The organism is Pseudomonas sp. F01002, from assembly GCF_004402115.1.
GTDB classification, from domain to species: domain Bacteria; phylum Pseudomonadota; class Gammaproteobacteria; order Pseudomonadales; family Pseudomonadaceae; genus Aquipseudomonas; species Aquipseudomonas frigoris.
The window spans coordinates 77,189-94,000 of sequence record NZ_SOPU01000004.1 but is presented as its reverse complement, the minus strand read 5'-3'; the positions used below and the strand labels follow the sequence as shown (position 1 = coordinate 94,000).

General features: G+C 60.3%; 15 protein-coding genes. 4 read left to right on the top strand and 11 right to left on the bottom strand.

Translation table 11 applies throughout. The features are described 5' to 3' along the window. Positions 1-15: 15 nt before the first annotated feature. The 5 genes from E3W21_RS03395 to E3W21_RS03375 are packed head-to-tail and all read right to left on the bottom strand — an operon-like array spanning position 16 to position 3,473. Positions 16-405 (bottom strand): RidA family protein, encoded by a 390-nt coding sequence (locus E3W21_RS03395; RefSeq protein ID WP_134418370.1) that lies wholly within the window; start codon positions 403-405, stop codon positions 16-18. A 30-nt stretch (positions 406-435) separates the two neighbouring features. Then, the gene (locus tag E3W21_RS03390; protein WP_129443676.1) at positions 436-1,242 is read right to left on the bottom strand and encodes an amino acid ABC transporter ATP-binding protein; all 807 of its coding nucleotides are present in this window, start codon (positions 1,240-1,242) and stop codon (positions 436-438) included. Further along, positions 1,239-1,901, bottom strand: coding sequence for an amino acid ABC transporter permease (locus E3W21_RS03385; protein WP_134418363.1), 663 nt, complete (start codon positions 1,899-1,901; stop codon positions 1,239-1,241). The genes E3W21_RS03390 and E3W21_RS03385 overlap by 4 nt, the downstream gene beginning before the upstream one ends. 8 nt (positions 1,902-1,909) lie before the next feature. Continuing rightward, positions 1,910-2,572, bottom strand: coding sequence for an amino acid ABC transporter permease (locus tag E3W21_RS03380; RefSeq protein ID WP_008015908.1), 663 nt, complete (start codon positions 2,570-2,572; stop codon positions 1,910-1,912). Positions 2,573-2,624: 52 nt separating this feature from the next. Further along, positions 2,625-3,473 (bottom strand): transporter substrate-binding domain-containing protein, encoded by an 849-nt coding sequence (locus E3W21_RS03375; protein WP_134418356.1) that lies wholly within the window; start codon positions 3,471-3,473, stop codon positions 2,625-2,627. A gap of 448 nt (positions 3,474-3,921) precedes the next feature. Here E3W21_RS03375 and E3W21_RS03370 point away from each other — a divergent pair, with 448 nt between their 5' ends. Next, the gene (locus E3W21_RS03370) at positions 3,922-4,335 is read left to right on the top strand and encodes a hypothetical protein (protein WP_134418349.1); all 414 of its coding nucleotides are present in this window, start codon (positions 3,922-3,924) and stop codon (positions 4,333-4,335) included. A gap of 84 nt (positions 4,336-4,419) precedes the next feature. Then, entirely contained in the window at positions 4,420-4,851 is a 432-nt protein-coding gene (locus tag E3W21_RS03365; protein ID WP_134418341.1) for a thioredoxin domain-containing protein, read from the top strand. A gap of 149 nt (positions 4,852-5,000) precedes the next feature. Here E3W21_RS03365 and E3W21_RS03360 read toward each other — a convergent pair whose 3' ends face one another. Next, on the bottom strand, positions 5,001-5,870 hold the full coding sequence (locus E3W21_RS03360; RefSeq protein WP_134418334.1) for a LysR family transcriptional regulator: 870 nt from the start codon (positions 5,868-5,870) through the stop codon (positions 5,001-5,003). Positions 5,871-5,973: 103 nt separating this feature from the next. Here E3W21_RS03360 and E3W21_RS03355 point away from each other — a divergent pair, with 103 nt between their 5' ends. Beyond that, entirely contained in the window at positions 5,974-7,536 is a 1,563-nt protein-coding gene (locus tag E3W21_RS03355; protein ID WP_134418327.1) for an MFS transporter, read from the top strand. On the opposite strand, the gene E3W21_RS03350 is transcribed toward E3W21_RS03355, so the two are convergent. After that, entirely contained in the window at positions 7,526-7,930 is a 405-nt protein-coding gene (locus tag E3W21_RS03350; RefSeq protein WP_129443662.1) for a MerR family transcriptional regulator, read from the bottom strand. The two genes, E3W21_RS03355 and E3W21_RS03350, sit on opposite strands and share 11 nt — an antisense overlap. Positions 7,931-8,007: 77 nt before the next feature. Between E3W21_RS03350 and E3W21_RS03345 the strand changes: the two genes are divergently transcribed. After that, complete coding sequence (locus E3W21_RS03345) at positions 8,008-9,234, top strand: NADH:flavin oxidoreductase/NADH oxidase family protein (RefSeq protein ID WP_134418320.1); 1,227 nt, start codon at positions 8,008-8,010, stop codon at positions 9,232-9,234. 152 nt (positions 9,235-9,386) lie between these two features. Here E3W21_RS03345 and E3W21_RS03335 read toward each other — a convergent pair whose 3' ends face one another. The 4 genes from E3W21_RS03335 to cobN form a co-directional block, all read right to left on the bottom strand. Continuing rightward, positions 9,387-11,033: a phospholipase D-like domain-containing protein gene (locus tag E3W21_RS03335; protein ID WP_129443658.1), complete on the bottom strand. Its 1,647-nt coding sequence runs from the start codon at positions 11,031-11,033 to the stop codon at positions 9,387-9,389. 97 nt (positions 11,034-11,130) lie between these two features. Next, on the bottom strand, positions 11,131-11,670 hold the full coding sequence (locus tag E3W21_RS03330; protein ID WP_305955664.1) for a VWA domain-containing protein: 540 nt from the start codon (positions 11,668-11,670) through the stop codon (positions 11,131-11,133). A 119-nt stretch (positions 11,671-11,789) separates the two neighbouring features. Continuing rightward, positions 11,790-12,788 (bottom strand): ATP-binding protein, encoded by a 999-nt coding sequence (locus tag E3W21_RS03325; RefSeq protein ID WP_134418306.1) that lies wholly within the window; start codon positions 12,786-12,788, stop codon positions 11,790-11,792. A gap of 155 nt (positions 12,789-12,943) precedes the next feature. After that, positions 12,944-16,810, bottom strand: a complete 3,867-nt coding sequence (gene cobN / locus E3W21_RS03320) for a cobaltochelatase subunit CobN (RefSeq protein ID WP_134418300.1) — start codon at positions 16,808-16,810, stop codon at positions 12,944-12,946. Between the last annotated feature and the right edge of the window lie 2 nt (positions 16,811-16,812).

The following is a 16,812-nucleotide window of genomic DNA, read 5'->3' as shown; positions in this document are numbered from 1 at the left end:
AGCCGCGCTCTCGGTTCAGGCCTTTTTCTTGTATGCGATGCAGTCGATCTCAACCTTGCAATCGACCATCATGTTCGCCTGCACACAGGCCCGGGCCGGTGCGTGCTCGCTTTTGAAGTATTCGGAAAACACCTTGTTGAAACTCCAGAAATCCCGCGGGTCTTCCAGCCACACACCGGTGCGCACCACATCTTCCAGGCCATAACCGGCCTCTTCGAGAATCGCGATCAGGTTTTTCATGGTCTGATGAGTCTGTTCGACGATGCCACCCACAATGATTTCGCCATCCAGCGCCGGTACTTGCCCGGACACGTGCAGCCAGCCATCGGCCTCAACGGCGCGGGCGAAAGGACGGGGCTGGCCGCCACCGGCGGAGCTACCGGTGCCGTAACGAGTAATGCTCATGAATAATTCTCCTGATTGAAAAGTGGATATTTAAAAACGCGTGTTCTTGAGAAATTCCGCCAGTCGTGGCGATTGCGGGCGTTCGAACAGTTCCTTGGGTGGCCCCTGCTCTTCGATCCGCCCCTGATTCATGAAAACGATTTTGTCCGAGACTTCAAACGCAAAACGCATTTCGTGGGTCACCAGCAGCATGGTCATGCCGTCCTCGGCCAGGCCTTTGATCACGCTCAGCACTTCGCCCACCAGTTCCGGATCGAGGGCCGAAGTGACTTCGTCGAACAGCATCAGGCTCGGGTTCATCGCAATCGCCCGGGCAATCGCCACGCGCTGCTGCTGACCACCGGACAACTGACCGGGGAAGTGATCGCGCCTTTCCAGCAAGCCAACCCGCTCCAGCCATTTTTCCGCCAGGGCCACCGCTTCATCCTTGTGCAGCTTTTTGACCTTGAGCAAACCGAGGGTGACGTTCTGCAACGCCGTGAGGTGCGGAAACAGGTTGAACTGCTGGAACGCCATGCCAGTCATGGCCCGATGCCGGGCGATGACTTTTTCCGGGTGCCGCACGCGCTTGCCGTTGACCTCGTCATAACCGATGGACTCGCCATCGAGCATGATCTGCCCGCCCTGAAACTCTTCGAGCATGTTCACGCAGCGCAGCAACGTGGTCTTGCCCGAACCGCTGGAACCGATCAGCGTCACGACGTTGCCGCGCTGCATGGTCAGGTCGACGCCCTTGAGTACTTCGAGCTGGCCGTACTTTTTGTGCAACCCGCGAATGTCCAGCAGGGGCTGACCGTTTTGAGCATCTTTTACGTTAGAGAGCGAAGATTGAGTCATGGCAAGGCCACCCGCTTTTCAATGTGCCGGCCGAGTAATTCGATGGCGTAGTTGATGACGAAAAACAGAAATCCGGCGAACAGGTAAAACTCGAGGGTCATGAAGGTCCGGGCGATGATCTGCTGGGTGCTGAGTAACAACTCGGCGACACCGATCACCGACAGCAGCGTGGAGGCCTTGACGATCTCAGTGGACGAGTTGACCCAGGTCGGCAAGATCTGCCGTAACGCCTGAGGCAACAACACGTAACCGAGCGCTTGATAAAACGTCAGGCCGATGGCCTTGCTCGCTTCCATCTGACCACTGGGCAACGCTTGCAACGCGCCGCGAACAATCTCGGCGACGTGAGAGCCGCAAAACAGCGTCAGCCCCAACGCACCGGCCTGAAAGGCACTGATCTGCCAACCTAGTGCGGGCGCCATGTAGAAGCAGGCGAGTACCAATACAAACACGGGAGTGCCGCGAATCAGGTCGACATAAAACCGAAACGGCGCGCGCATCCAGAACTTGCCGTACGTCAGCACCAGACCGGCGACGATGCCGACCATCGTACCTAACAGAATCGCCAGGGCCGAGACCTGCACACTCGTCAGAAAGCCTTGCCACAACACTTCACGGGCAACCCACAACTCATGCAACCAACTGGGGGATTCGTACATGTGGCCTCCTATCGGCGAATCGCCAGACGCTGCTCGAGGTAACGCAGCATCATGGCAATGAGGTAACAGGCCGCCACATAGAGCGCTGTGGTCACCAGCCAGGTTTCAATCACCCGGTAGCTCTCGACATTGATCTTGCGCGCGTAATAGGTCAGCTCCGGCACGGCAATCGCCGCAGCCAGCGAGGTGTCCTTGAACAGCGAGATGAAATTGTTCGACAGCGCCGGCAACACATTGCGCAGCATCACCGGCACCGTGACGTACGCCTTGACCTGCCACTCGCCCAGACCAATCGCCAACCCGGCTTCGCGCTGCCCCTTGGGAATACTCAACAGCCCGCCGCGGAACACTTCGGTCAGATAGGCCCCGGCATACAGCGACAGCGTGATGATGAACGACGGGATCTTGTCCAGACGGATCCCCAGGCTCGGTAAGGCGAAGTAGATCAACAGAATCAACACCAGAATCGGCGTGTTACGGATCACCGTCACATACACCGACGCCAGCACCCGCAACGCCCGGTGCTTTGACAACAAAGCAAACGCCATCATCAGGCCGATCACGCAACCGATGGCGATCGACACCAGCGCCAGTTCGAGGCCCAGACCGAGCCCCGCCAGCAAGGTGTCGAAATCGCGCCACACGGCGGCAAAGTTCAACTGATAGTTCATGGTCAGCAGTACCTTGAACGGGGCGATTTATGACCGCCCCGCTCTCACGGGATCATTTGAATTCGATGGGGAAACCGATGGCGGGCGACGGCAGATCGACACCGAACCACTGCTTGAAGGAGGCTGCGTACGTCGGGAATTCAACGCCGGTCATGGCTTCATGCAATGTGGTGTTGACGAAGTTCAACCAATCCTGATCGCCACGTTTGACGGCACAGGCGTAGGTTTGCGGACTCCAGGCGTAGGCCGGGCTGCGATAGCGCCCCTGGTTCTGCACCATCAGGTATTTCACCGACGACTGATCGGTGGCCGCGGCGTCGGCACGGCCAGAGTTCACTGCCTGATACATCAGGTCCACGCTGTCGTACTGATCGACCTTGGCCTTGGGCAACGCCTGATGCACCAGCTCTTCGGCGTACACGTTCTGCAACACCGCCACGGTGACGCTGTCGTTGGCGGCTTTGAGGTCTTCGATTTCCTTGTACTTGCTGTTGGCCGGCAGCAGCAGGCCAACACCTTCGCGGTAGTACGGCAGCGTGAATGCCACCTGCTGCGCACGACTGGCGGTGACGGTAATGAACTGACAGCTCATGTCAACCTTGTCGGTCAGCAGGTTAGGAATCCGCGCATCGGACGACTGCACCACGAACTCGACCTTGCTCGGGTCGTTGAACAACCCTTTGGCCACCATCCGCGCAATATCGATATCAAAACCCTGCAACTTGCCGTCCGCTCCCTGGAAGTGCCACGGCGCATTGGTACTGCCCGTGCCCACAATCAGTTTCCCGCGGGCCAGCACGCTATCGAGCTTGCTGTCCGCCGCCTGGGCCACGCCCATGGCAGCAGCCGAAGCCGCGAGAACAAAAACACACGCATTAAACAAGGAAGGTCGGCGATGCATGGCAAGCACTCCAGGGTGATGTTATTCCGTTATACCGGACGTAGGTATGTAACAACGGAATAGACAGCAGAAAGTGTGCCACAGGATTGACGGAAAATCTTCGTGGATCCGAAAAGGCTATTAATTCAAGGGGATAGAAAAATCTGACGTGAATACTGCGCACTATCTACCGCGGCGAGGCTGCTACCGCGGGCTACACCCATGAGTAGCAAGGCCACAAAAGGTGCGTGGCGCACCATAAAAACACGGCGCATGCCTGTCCGTTCGCACTAATGCGCCAGGCTATCAGTTTATGACCGTTCATCGGTTTTCAGGGTTGATCTGTCAGATCTGACAGTTGTGGACCGCAGGTTATGAGCGCTCAATCCGTGCAACCGCTCAAACCTTCCCTCACACACGATTGGCTGGGCTTGCGGCTTTTTGACAAACCACTTACAGGAGTTTTCACATGTCTCAACCATCCTCAACCGCCAATTTGCTGCTCAATGGTGATTTCTCAAATGGAGGCGAACATTGGAGCCCGACCAATGTGGACAAAGTTCGGTACGCAGATGGTTATTGCGCCCTTCAGACTCCAGGTTCGATCACTCAAGAGGTAAAACTCGACAAAGGTGGGGCGTTCCGATTTTCCGCAAAAATGCGTACTCACCAGGATGCTTACGGCAGAGTACGACTGATGATTGAACCCTCATGGTCAATCATTGATCTCGATTTGGGAAACGGCGAGGACTGGACTGTCGACTACAAAGATTTCTTCGTGGGGGATGACGCTACCAGTTTGAAAATCAAGCTCGAAGCGGCCGATGGCTCATTTGAGGATTTCGGGGTGTATGTCGACAACGTAGTTCTCGAACGGCGTTGAAATTTGACCAACTGGTAGCCAATCATCTGGCTACCAGTCCCTTTACCGCTACAACACGTGCCCATATTGAAGACGGATATTTCAATGAGCTCGATAAGCACTCATACAGCACTGGCCCCGGTCTACCAAAAGGCCCTGAGAACCTGGCGCCCGGTAATCCTGTACTTCGGCAATCAACACTGCCCGGCCTGCGAAACGGCCGGGCCGATTTTTCGTCAGATTGGCGAACGATATCGCCATCACGCGAACATCTACATGCTCAATACCAGCGAATCCCCCCGCCACCCGCACGTCACCGGCACTCCGACCGTGCTGTTTTACAAGGATGGGAAGCTGCTGAAGAAGCTCAAGGGAATTGGCACTGAGCAAACCCTGCAGGAAGACTTCGCCAGGTACATCGGCAAGGTGAATCCCCTATACGCAGCACGGAAACCAGGCCATGACCTGGCGTGGTTGCGTCGAACGCTACGGAACCTGTGCACTGTGCCTCGGGCACGCACGTTGATCAGGGTTTGAGAAGTCTGCCGTTTGACAGACAGCTATCGCGAGCAAGCTCGCTCCCACAATTGACCGAGTTGGCCGGACAGACACGATCTAATGTGGGAGCGAGCTTGCTCGCGATGGGCTCTTAAGGTCAGCGAAAACCAGAAGATCTATATTTCCATTCACTCACGATTTTTGACCTGTTCGATATACCGGACTACCGCCGCGGACTTCTCGAACCGACGATAAATCAACGACAACCACGAACTCGCCTCGCACCCTTTGATTGCCCGGTACAACACGCCGGGCAACCCCACATGACCGACCACTGATTCGGGCACGACGGCAACGCCCTGCCCCAACGACACCAACGCAATGACCGCCACCAACCCACCCGGTTGCGCACCCAGTTTTGGCGCAAACCCACCCTCGGCGGCGACTTGCAAGGTGCCGCTGATTTGCTCCGGCAGGATGAACGTCTCGTTCTGCAAGTTTTCCGGGGCAATTTCTGGCAGACGGCATAACCAGGACTCGGCCGACACCGCCAGCACAAAGCCTTCTGCATCCAGGCGAATGGCTTCCAGGCCTTCAGGCAAGGTCATGGGTGAGCGGACATAGCCAATATCGAAACGCCCCTCGACCACCATCATCGGCAATGACGCCATAGGACTTTCCCGTACGTTCAGGCTGACGTCAGGACACTCGCGGCCGAAGGCTTGCACCTGTTTCTGCAGCAAGCCCGAATACACCGCCGAAGCCACGTAACCCAGTTCGATATGGCCAATATCCCCGCGCCCGGCACGCTGGGCGTTGTACTGAGCGTATTCGAATTGTCGCACCGTCGCCTCGGCCTCGATCACCAGCGCGGCGCCGGCCTCGGTCAGGCTGACTTCACGTGTCTGGCGCACGAACAATCGCGTGCCGAGTTCGTTCTCCATGTCCTGGATCTGTCGAGTCAAGGTCGGCGGTGCGATACCGAGTTGTTCGGCGGCGCGGGTGAAGTTGCCTTGCCGGGCAACGGCGAGGAAATAGCGAAAATGGCGAATATCCATCGGTGCGTTAGCTCAAAGGTAATGAAGTGACAAGGCGTACCTAACAAGGAAAGTAGCGACCGGCGATATGCTGCACCGACGTCCACAGTAGAGAAACGCTGCCATGCCCGTCAAACCCAAGGTGAGCCCGCGACTGACATTACTCACAGCCTCAGGCGTTTGCTCGCTGATCGTCCTCGACACCAACATCGTTGCCGTGACGCTGCCCACGATCGCCCGCGACCTGGGCGCTAACTTTGCCGACATCGAATGGGTAGTCAGCGCTTACATGCTAGCCTTCGCCGCTCTTTTGTTACCGGCTGGCAGCATCGCCGACCGCTTCGGCCGGCAGAAAACCCTGCTCTGCGGGCTGGGCATTTTCATCCTCGCGTCCATCGGTTGCGGTGCCGCGCCCAACGCGCTGTTCCTCGACATCGCCCGGGCGATCAAGGGTGTCGGCGCGGCCTTGCTGCTGACCTCGGCCCTCGCCTCCATTGGCCACACCTTTCACGATGAAGTGGAACGGGCCAAGGCCTGGGCGTTCTGGGGCGCGTGCATGGGGGTGGCGATGACCGCCGCGCCGATGGTCGGCGGGCTGATCACCGAATACATGGGCTGGCGCTGGATTTTCTACCTTAACCTGCCCGTCGGATTGTTCCTGATGGTGATGGTCTGGCGCGCCGTGCCGGAGTCCCGCGACACTCAGTCCGCACGCCTCGACCCGTGGGGCAGCCTGGCGTTCAGTGCGAGTTTGCTGTGCCTGATCTGGGGCCTGATCGAGGCGAACCGGATCGGCTGGAGTAACCCGCTGACCTACGCCCGGCTGATCGGCGGCGCTCTGTTGCTGGGACTGTTCGTGGTGATTGAACGGATGCAGCGGCGGCCGATGGTTGACCTGCAACTGTTCAAGCATCCGCGTTTCATCGGTGCGCTGTTAGGCATGTTTGCCTACGCCGGTTGCGCCCAGGTGATGATGACCCTGCTGCCGTTTTACCTGCAAAACGGCCTGGGTTTCTCGGCCATCGATTCAGGTCTGGGGATGTTGCCGTTTGCCCTGACCATGCTGATTTGCCCGCGTATCGGCGTACGTCTGGCGAGTCGATTTGCCCCCGCCCCATTGATGGCCGCCGGTTTGACCCTGGTCGGCAGCGGCAATCTGCTCAGTGCCTGGGCGGTCAGCAGCGGCGGTTACCTGCCCTTCGCCCTGGCGATTGCCGTAACGGGTGCCGGTGCCGGGCTGCTCAACGGCGATACGCAAAAAAACATCATGGCCTGCGTGCCACGGGAGCGCACCGGCATGGCCTCAGGCATGAGCACCACCATGCGCTTCAGCGCAATCGTGCTGGCCATCGGCGTGTTCGGGGCGTTGTTGTCCAGTCATACCGAGCTGTTGTTGCGCACCAGTCTGTCGGACCATGGCGCGCAATGGCTCGGCCAAACTCAGGGTATCGCCTCGCGGGTGGTGGCTGGCGACATGACGGCGGCGATGAGCCTGCTGCCAGAAGCCGCTCGCCCGATGGTCGAGCCGTTGGCCCGGCAAGCCTTCGTCGGTGGTTTCAGCCTGCTGCTTTGGGTGGCGGGTTTGCTGGCCTTGTTGGGGGCGCTGGTGGTGGGCACGTTGATGCGTAGTCCGATCCCCACCGCGACAAGCCCTTCGGTGAAAGCGACCGACATGACTAATGCTTGAATGTCGCCAATACCCGCTGGGCATTAGCATCGCAACCCATGCCCTCGGGTCGTACCTGAATGGTGTCGATCACCTCCAACAAGCGCGCCTTGCTCTGCGCCAGGTGCAACTGCATCTCTTCGATCTGTTCGACTTTGCGCCCCAGGCCCGCCACCAGTTCTTCGTGCTTGAACTGACCGGTCGCGCTGTCCGGCAATAGCTGCTTCAACTCTTCCAGACTGAAACCAGCCTGTTGGGCGCACAGGATGATCTTCAGGGTTTGCAACGTTTGGTCGGGGTAATGCCGGTAACCGTTGGCCCGGCGTTCCACCTGACGAATCAAACCCTGAGCCTCGTAATACCGAATGCGCGACGCGTTCAACCCGCTCAATTGCGCCAATTCACCAATCTTCATCTCAGCCTCATTTGCCTGCTTGACATTAAAGTTAACTTTAAGCTTAGCCTCTGCTCATCACTGATGAGGAGTCAGGCATGTCGCCCTTCCAAGCATTGAATTTGCCCAACGGCCAGACCATCGGCAACCGCATCGCCAAAGCCGCGATGGAAGAGAACCTCGCCGATACCGAGCAGGCACCCGCGGATGCCTTGTTCCGGCTGTATCAGGCGTGGGCCGAAGGCGAAACCGGACTGTTGCTGACCGGCAACGTGATGATCGACCGCCGCGCCATGACTGGCCCCGGTGGCGTGGTGCTGGAAGATGAGCGGCACCTTGAACGCTTTCGCCAATGGGCAAGCATCGGCCGGGCCGGTGGCGCGCAGTTCTGGATGCAGCTCAATCATCCTGGCCGTCAAACCATGGCCAATCTCGGCCAGCAAGCGTTGGCGCCTTCGGCGGTGGCGCTGGACCTGGGTGGGTTCTCGAAGATGTTTGCCGAGCCCAAACCCATGAGCGAGGGTGACATCGAAGAGGTCATTCAACGCTTCGCCACCAGCGCCGCCCTGGCGGAAAAGGCCGGCTTCACCGGGGTGCAGATTCATGCCGCACACGGTTATCTGATCAGCCAGTTCCTCTCGCCGTTGACCAATCGCCGAACCGACCGCTGGGGTGGTTCCCTGAAGAATCGTGCGCGCCTGCTGATCAACGTGGTCAGCGCCGTGCGCAAGTCTGTGTCGCCGACATTTTGCGTGGCGGTGAAGCTCAACTCGGCGGACTTCCAGCGCGGCGGTTTCGACGCAGACGATGCCCGGCACGTCATCCAGTGGCTCAACGATCAACCGATCGATCTGCTGGAACTCTCCGGCGGCAGCTACGAAGCCCCGGCCATGCAAGGCGAGGCCCGGGATGGTCGGACCTTGGCGCGTGAAGCGTACTTTCTGGAAATGGCCGGTGAGCTGGCCAGCGTGGCGAACATGCCGGTGATGGTCACAGGCGGGATTCGACGTCTGGCGATCGTCGAACAGGTACTCGACAGCGCCATCGCCATGGCAGGAATCGGCACAGCACTGGCGATTGAACCTCGACTGGTCAAACGCTGGCGCGAAGGTCAGAACAGTCACCCGCAACTGCCGCCGATTCGCTGGAAGCGCAAACCCCTGGCGGCACTGGCGAGCATGGCCGTCGTGAAGTTCCAGCTCAATCGCCTGAGCCGTGGGCGCAAGACCCGTCCCGACGTTTCGGCGCTATGGGCGTTGATTCTCGACCGCGTGTACATCGCCCGGCGGACTCGACAGTACCGGCAGGCGATGGGAATGAAGTGATTAAGTTGTCGAAAATCCAATGTGGGAGCGGCGGTGCGGCGATCCGACTTGCTCGCGAAAGCGGCCTTCCAGTCAACAATGATGTTGTCTGACACTCCGCCTTCGCGAGCAAGCCCGCTCCCACAAGGAGTGCGTTTGCCCCCCGAGTGTGTTTACCGTCCGGAAAAATGCAATCTGGATAGCTGACGCAAATCCCCGTCGAGGTAATAGTCATCGGTCCAGCTGTCATCCGCTGCCAACGGCTGGACCTGCTTGAGCGCGAGTTTTTTGGCGAAGTATCGAAACCGGTAATGCTCGTAGAACCGCAGCAGCTCCAGGCCATAACGGTCCGCCAGATCGGTATTACCGCGAATGATCAGGTAGTTCTCGTCATTGCCATTGCTGGCCGCGGCACTGAGGTTATGGCTGCCGCTGATGATCGTCGGCGCATCGCTGGTGAAGTCCGTCACCACGGCTTTGGTGTGCACCAGCAGGTTGCCCTTCTGGCCTTTCATGTTCTCTCTGAGCCAGCCTTCCAGCCCGGTGTTGAGCAGCGCGGTGGTGGCGAATTCGGCGGTGCGGTCGGCGTGGAAACCGGTGATGCGGCTGGCGGTGTTTTGCAGGCCGTAACGCAAAATGTCGTCGTGGGGCTGGCCGAGCAAACCGTTCAGGATATCGTCGGGCAAGGCGAACGCGGTGACGAACAGCACGTCCTTTTTCGCGGCGTTGATGATCTCGACAAACTCATCCAGATCCCCTTTGCCCGAGCGCGGTGAGAACCCGGCGAACATCGGTTGCAGCGGATCCATCGGGTTGTTGTGCGTGAGCCAGTTTCTGGTGGCACCGACATCCGCAGGGTTAGCCCAGACCTGCTCGAAGGTGTGCAGATAGCTGGCGCTGACGCGTGTGTCGTCCAGCACATGCACCACGTTGGCCTGGCGATAAACGCCGTTGGGCGTGAAATTGGTGCTGCCGCACAGCACCGCTTCCGGTTGACGCTGCCCCGCGGCGTCGAGCCGGCTCAGGACGATGAATTTGTTGTGGAAGATGTTGTGGGTGACCCGCCCGCGTTTGTGCACCGCCGGGATTTTTTCCAGGCTGGCCTCGTTCAGGGTGGTGTCCTCATCGCCCGGTTGAGCGTGATACAGGACTCGAACGTTTACCCCACGCTCGAACGCGGCATTGACCGCATCGACAATGGCCTGCAATTCATACTCGTAGATGGCAATGTCCAGCGCCCACTGGCCATCCACCGCACGCTCGATAAACCCCAGCAGGCGCCCGAGCAAACCGTTTTCCAGCCATTGCCGCGGGGCATCCGGCCAGGCTTCGATGGGCAGGTTCTTGTTGGCGCTGATCAGCGCGTCGAGTTCGGGAAACTTGCGCTGGAACGCCTGGCTGGCAGCCACTGCGCGATTGAAGCTCACACTTTGGTTATTCGGCTGACCATTGTCGGAGGTGACCGTCACCTCCAGGTATTCGCCCAATTGCGGCGCATCAACGCTGCCGTAGGCCAGGTGGATTCGGTAATGGATCGTCATCCCCGGATTGACCGCGTAATCGGCCCAGCGAAATTTCTGCAACGGTGCGATATCGCTGGGGGTCGCGTGAAACTGGGGAAACGTATGCACCTTGCCGGGGAAGGTCAGGCTATTGAACAGGAACAGCCAGGGCTTGGGGCCTTGCTGTTTTTCGATGGCGAAACCCAAGAGGCCTTTGCGGCGGGGTTCGGCCAGGTCCATGGCCAATAGCACACCATTGGTGCCGGCGTAGGCTTTGACGCGGAAATCGTCCTGATTATTGACGGCTAGAACGCGCATGACTCACTCCTGTGAAGATCAAAAGATCGCAGCCTGCAGCTCCTACAGGTGTACGCCGTTCATTGTAGGAGCTGCCGCAGGCTGCGATCTTTTCGGCTCACTCCATATCATCGATATGCAGATACTCAGCCTGCAACTCGGTAGCCATCACCTTAGCCCGTCCAAGACGAATCGGCCCTCGTTCGATGTCGATCAGCAGCCCCGGACATTCAAGCGCCGGCAACGTCGACCAGTCCTTCAATCGGCCATCGGTCACCAGCAACAAGCGCTGCTGTTCCGCCGGAAAACGCTTCTGCCTGACCGCCAGCCAGCACCCCGCCTCACCCAGCGCCGCCAGCAACGGCGTACCACCGCCCGCTCCCAGCCCATCAAGCCAGTTGCGCAAACCCGCGGAGGCTTTCAACCCTTGTACCTGCCACTTCGGCACATGACCACTGGCGGTGAGCAACGCCAGGCGCGCGCGTTGGCGATAGGCATCGTCGAACAGTTGCGCCAGCAAGCCCTTGGCATCGCTCAACGCCTGATGGCGACGAGTCGAGGCCGAGGCGTCGACGATCACCAACCACAGTTCGTGAGGAGAACGGGTGCGCAGGTGAAACAAGACATCGTCGCGTTGACGCGGGCGGCCGTTCAACAATGTGCCGGGCCAATTGATCGAGCCGCTGCGCGCCGCGTGACGTTTACCCTGCTTGCCATTGTCCAGTCGTCCGGCGCGGGGTCTGGCATTCGCCCCCGCATCAGATCGAGGGCGAATGCCTAGGGCTTTTTTGGCCAGCTCGGCACTTCACGTCGTGCGCCGACCGGTAACGCTTGGGCGGGCATTTCACCCCATTGGCCCTGGCCTTCGCTCGAGTTGGAATGCTGGGTAGAAGGCGGCTGGCTTTGTTGCGGTGCCGGTGGTGATGGCTCGCGGCGGCGATGGCGCAGGGCAAATTCGGCGACGGCGTCGATGTCTTCCTCGGCGATGGCGCTCGCGCCACGCCACGCCCCGTGGGCACGCGCCGCGCGCAACCAGACCAGGTCGGCCCGCAAGCCATCGACACCGGCGGCAAAGCAGCGCTCGGTAATCTGCGCCAGCGCATGATCGTCGAGCGGGATGCTTGCCAGCGCGTTGCGCGCCTTCTGGCAACGTTCGCGCAGCGACTGCTGCTGGCTTTCCCATTCGGCGCAGAAGTTGTGGGGATCGCTGTCGAAATCCAGCCGTCGGCGGATGATCTGCCCGCGCTCGGTCGGTGCTGTGTGGCCACTGAGGGCGACGTTCAGGCCAAATCGGTCGAGCAGTTGCGGACGCAGCTCACCCTCTTCCGGGTTCATCGTGCCGATCAGCACGAACTTCGCCGAATGCCGATGGGAAATGCCGTCGCGTTCGATCAGATTGGTGCCGCTGGCGGCCACATCCAGCAGCAGGTCCACCAGGTGATCAGGCAGCAGGTTGACTTCATCGACGTAGAGCACGCCGCCGTCGGCCTTGGCCAGTACTCCGGGGGAAAACTGTGCGCGACCCTCGCTCAGGGCGGCGTCCAGGTCGAGCGTGCCCACCAGTCGTTCTTCGGTGGAGCCCAACGGCAAGGTCACGAATTGGCCGCTGGCGAGCAAGTCGGCCAGGCCTCGGGCCAGGGTCGACTTGGCCATGCCGCGAGGGCCTTCGATGAGAACGCCGCCGATTTTCGGATCGATGGCGGTCAGGTAGAGGGCGAGTTTGAGATCGTCGGCGCCGACCACGGCGGAGAGAGGGAAATGGGGGGTGTCGGTCATCTTTAATACTCGGTCATGGTCGGTAGCAGGCACACCTTGTACCTGTGGGAGCGTGGCTTGCCCGCTAAGGCGTCCGGTCAGTCAATATCAATGTTGAATGTGAGGGCCTCTTCGCGGGCAAGCCACGCTCCCACAGGGTTAGCGGTGCCGCAGAGTCAGCCATCTTCTTCTATGTCCAGCAACAAATTCTCCAATGCTTCGCGGTAGTCGCCCGGCTCCTTCCACATCCCCCGCTGCTGCGCCTCAAGCATCCGCTCAGTCATGTCGCGCAACGCATGCGGATTATGCTCGCGAACAAAATCCCGGGTCGCCGGATCCAGCAAATACGCATCCGCCAGCAATGCATACTGGTGATCGTCGATCAGCTGCGTTGTAGCATCGAACGCAAACAGGTTATCAACCGTCGCCGCCAGTTCAAACGCGCCTTTATAGCCGTGGCGCTTCACGCCGTCGATCCACTTCGGATTGGCTGCCCGGGAGCGAATCACCCGGTTCAGCTCTTCCTTCAACGTGCGGATCTTCGGCAAGTCCGGCTGACTGTGATCGCCATGGTAACTGGCCGCTGCTTCACCACTGAGGCTTTCCACGGCCGCGAGCATGCCGCCCTGGAACTGGTAATAGTCGTTGGAGTCGAGCAAGTCGTGCTCGCGATTGTCCTGGTTTTGCAGCACGGCTTGCACCTGGCTCAGGCGCTGAGCGAACTGCTCTCGCGCTACGGTGCCTTCGTCAGAACCGCCGTAAGCGTAGCCGCCCCAGTTCAGATAAACCTCGGCCAGGTCGTCGCGGCTTTGCCACAGACGACCGTCGATGGCGCCCTGCACGCCCGCGCCGTAAGCACCGGGTTTGGCGCCAAAGATGCGCCAACCGGCCTGACGCCTGGCTGCGTCTTCATCCAGCCCCGATTGCATCAATGCTTCGCGCTCGGCACGCACCTTGGCGGCCAAGGGGTTGAGGTCGTCCGGCTCGTCGAGGGCGGCGACCGCTTGCACGGCCGCGTCGAACAGGCGAATCAGATTGGCAAAGGCATCACGGAAGAATCCGGAGACGCGCAAGGTCACGTCCACGCGCGGACGGTCCAGCAGACTCAGCGGCAGAATTTCGAAGTCGTCGACCCGCTGACTGCCCGTCGCCCAGACCGGGCGCACGCCCATCAGCGCCATGGCCTGGGCGATGTCGTCGCCGCCGGTACGCATGGTCGCGGTGCCCCACACCGACAGGCCGAGCTGACGCAGATGATCGCCGTGGTCTTGCAGGTGCCGTTCAAGAATCAGGTTGGCCGACTGGAAACCGATACGCCACGCGGTGGTGGTCGGCAGGTTACGCACGTCCACCGAGTAGAAGTTGCGCCCGGTCGGCAGCACGTCGAGCCGTCCGCGACTCGGCGCACCGCTGGGGCCGGCCGGCACGAAGCGGCCGCTTAGGGCGTCGAGTAAACCGCGCATTTCCGCCGGACCGCAGGCGTCCAGCCTTGGCGCGACGACTTCGCGCAGGCTGTCGATGATCGCGCTGACGTCGGACCAAGTGGCCTCCTGTGGGAGCGAGCTTGCTCGCGATAGCGGTGGGTCAATCGACATCAATGTTGGATGCTCAACCGCTTCGCGAGCAAGCTCGCTCCCACAGGGGCCGGGGTTGGCTTGAGGTTGGTTTAGAGTTTGCGAGATCAGTTGCGTGGCGAACAGTTCCAGACGTTCACGGGTATCCCCGGCGGTGCGCCAGACTTCATCGGTGAGGGTTTGCAGTTCAATCGGACGTGGCCCGATCCAAGGTTCGGCAAGCGCACAATCCAGCGGATCGAAGCCCAACATAAACGCCTTGGCCAAGGCCCGCAGCAGACTCGATTGCGCACCACGCCCATCGCCACGCGGAATGCGCAACAACGCCAGCAAGGTGTCGATGCGCAAGCGCCCGGTCGGCGACTCGCCAAACACATGCAGACCGTCGCGGATCTGCGACTCTTTCAAGTCGCACAAATAGGTGTCCAAACGCGGCAACCAGATCGCCGCATCGGCACCACTGTCGAGTTTTTCGTCCAGTTGCAGTTCGCGGTCGATGTGCGTCTCGCGCACCAGTTGCAGGATGTCGCGCTGCAATTCCCGGGCACGGCGCGGATCGAGCAATTGCGCTTCGTAATACTCGTCGGCGAGTAATTCGAGGTTGCGCAACGGGCCGTAAGTTTCGGCGCGGGTCAACGGCGGCATCAAGTGATCGATTATCACCGCCTGCGTACGGCGCTTGGCCTGGGCGCCCTCGCCCGGATCGTTGACGATAAACGGATAGATGTTCGGCAGCGGCCCGAGCAGCGCATCCGGCCAGCAATTCTCAGAAAGCCCGACGCCTTTGCCCGGCAGCCATTCGAGGTTGCCGTGCTTGCCGACGTGGATCACGCCGTGGGCACCGTAGGTGTTGCGCAACCAGAAATAGAACGCCAAGTAACCGTGAGGCGGCACCAGGTCCGGATCGTGATACACCGCACTCGGGTCGACCTGATAACCGCGCGCCGGTTGAATGCCGACGAAGGTCAGGCCAAAGCGCAGTCCGGCGATCATCATTCGCCCGCCACGGCACATCGGATCGCTTTGCGGCGAGCCCCAACGTTCCAGCACGGCTTGGCGATTGGACTCGGGCAAGGCGTTGAACATCAGCAGGTAGTCGTCCATCGACAGACTTTGCTGACACGGACGCTGGTCGAGGGTGTCGAGGTCGTTGCTCACGCCACCGAGCAACTGCTGGATCAACGCGGTGCCAGTGTCGGGCAATTCGGCGGGTAGCGGATAACCTTCTGTATGCAACGCGCGCAGGATGTTCAGCGCGGCGGCCGGGGTGTCGAGGCCCACGCCATTGCCGATGCGACCATCGCGCGTCGGGTAGTTGGCGAGGATCAGGGCGATGCGTTTTTCAGCGTTGGGCACTCGCGCCAGATCAATCCAGCGCCGCGCCAGTTCGGCGACAAAATCCATGCGCTCCGGTTGTGGCCGATAGCAGACCACATCGGATTGGCTACGCTCGCTGCGCCAGGCCAGGTCCTTGAAGCTGATCGGTCGGCTGATGATCCGCCCGTCCAGTTCCGGCAATGCGATATGCATCGCCAGATCACGCGGACCAAGACCTTGTTCGCTGGCGCGCCAACCGGGTTCGTTGTCCTGGGCGCAGATCGCCTGGATCACTGGAATGTTGCGGCGAAACGGTCGCAAGTGCGGCGCTTCAGGGCTGGATTGCGCGAAACCGGTGGTATTGAGAATCACGCCGGCTTCGACTTCGTCCAACAGGTCCTCGACCACCGTCAGGCAGCCGGGCTCTTTCAGACTGGCCAGGGCAATCGGCAACGGGTTCAACCCTGCCGCCTGCAAACGCTGACAGAAAACATCGATGAATCCAGTGTTCGCCGCCTGCAAATGCGAGCGGTAGAACAGTACCGCCGCGACCGGTTGATCGGCCTGCCAATCGGCTTGCCAATCCTTCAGTTCAGCGGGGCTTTTGTGCGGGTGGTAAATCGCCGTGCGCGGCAGGGTTTGCGGCTCGGCCCAGGCGTAGTCGCGATCCAGCCAACGATTGGCGAGGCAACGGAAGAAATCCAGGGCATTGCTCATTCCGCCCTGACGCAGAAACTGCCAGAGGCGGTCGCGGTCGCAGGCAGCCACCGTGCTTAGCTCGCTGAGTTCCGGGTCCGGACGGTCATCGCCGGGCACCAGAATCAGTTGCACGCCGCGCTGTGACAATTCCACCAGACGCTCGACACCGTAACGCCAATAGGCGATGCCACCGTGGAGCGAGATCAGAATCACCTTGGCATGGCGCAGCACCTCGTCGACATACAGGTCGACCGAGGCGTGGTTCTGCACCTGCATCGGATTGGCCAGACGCACGCTGGGGTAATCGTCGGGCAACTGCTGCGCCGCTTCGGCGAGCAGCGCGAGGCTTGAGTCGCCGCTGCACAGGATCACCAACTCGGCGGGGGTTTGTCCAAGGTCGGCAATGTTGTCATCCGACACGAAACCGCCGGGCTGGGTCCTGAGCAGGTGCATGG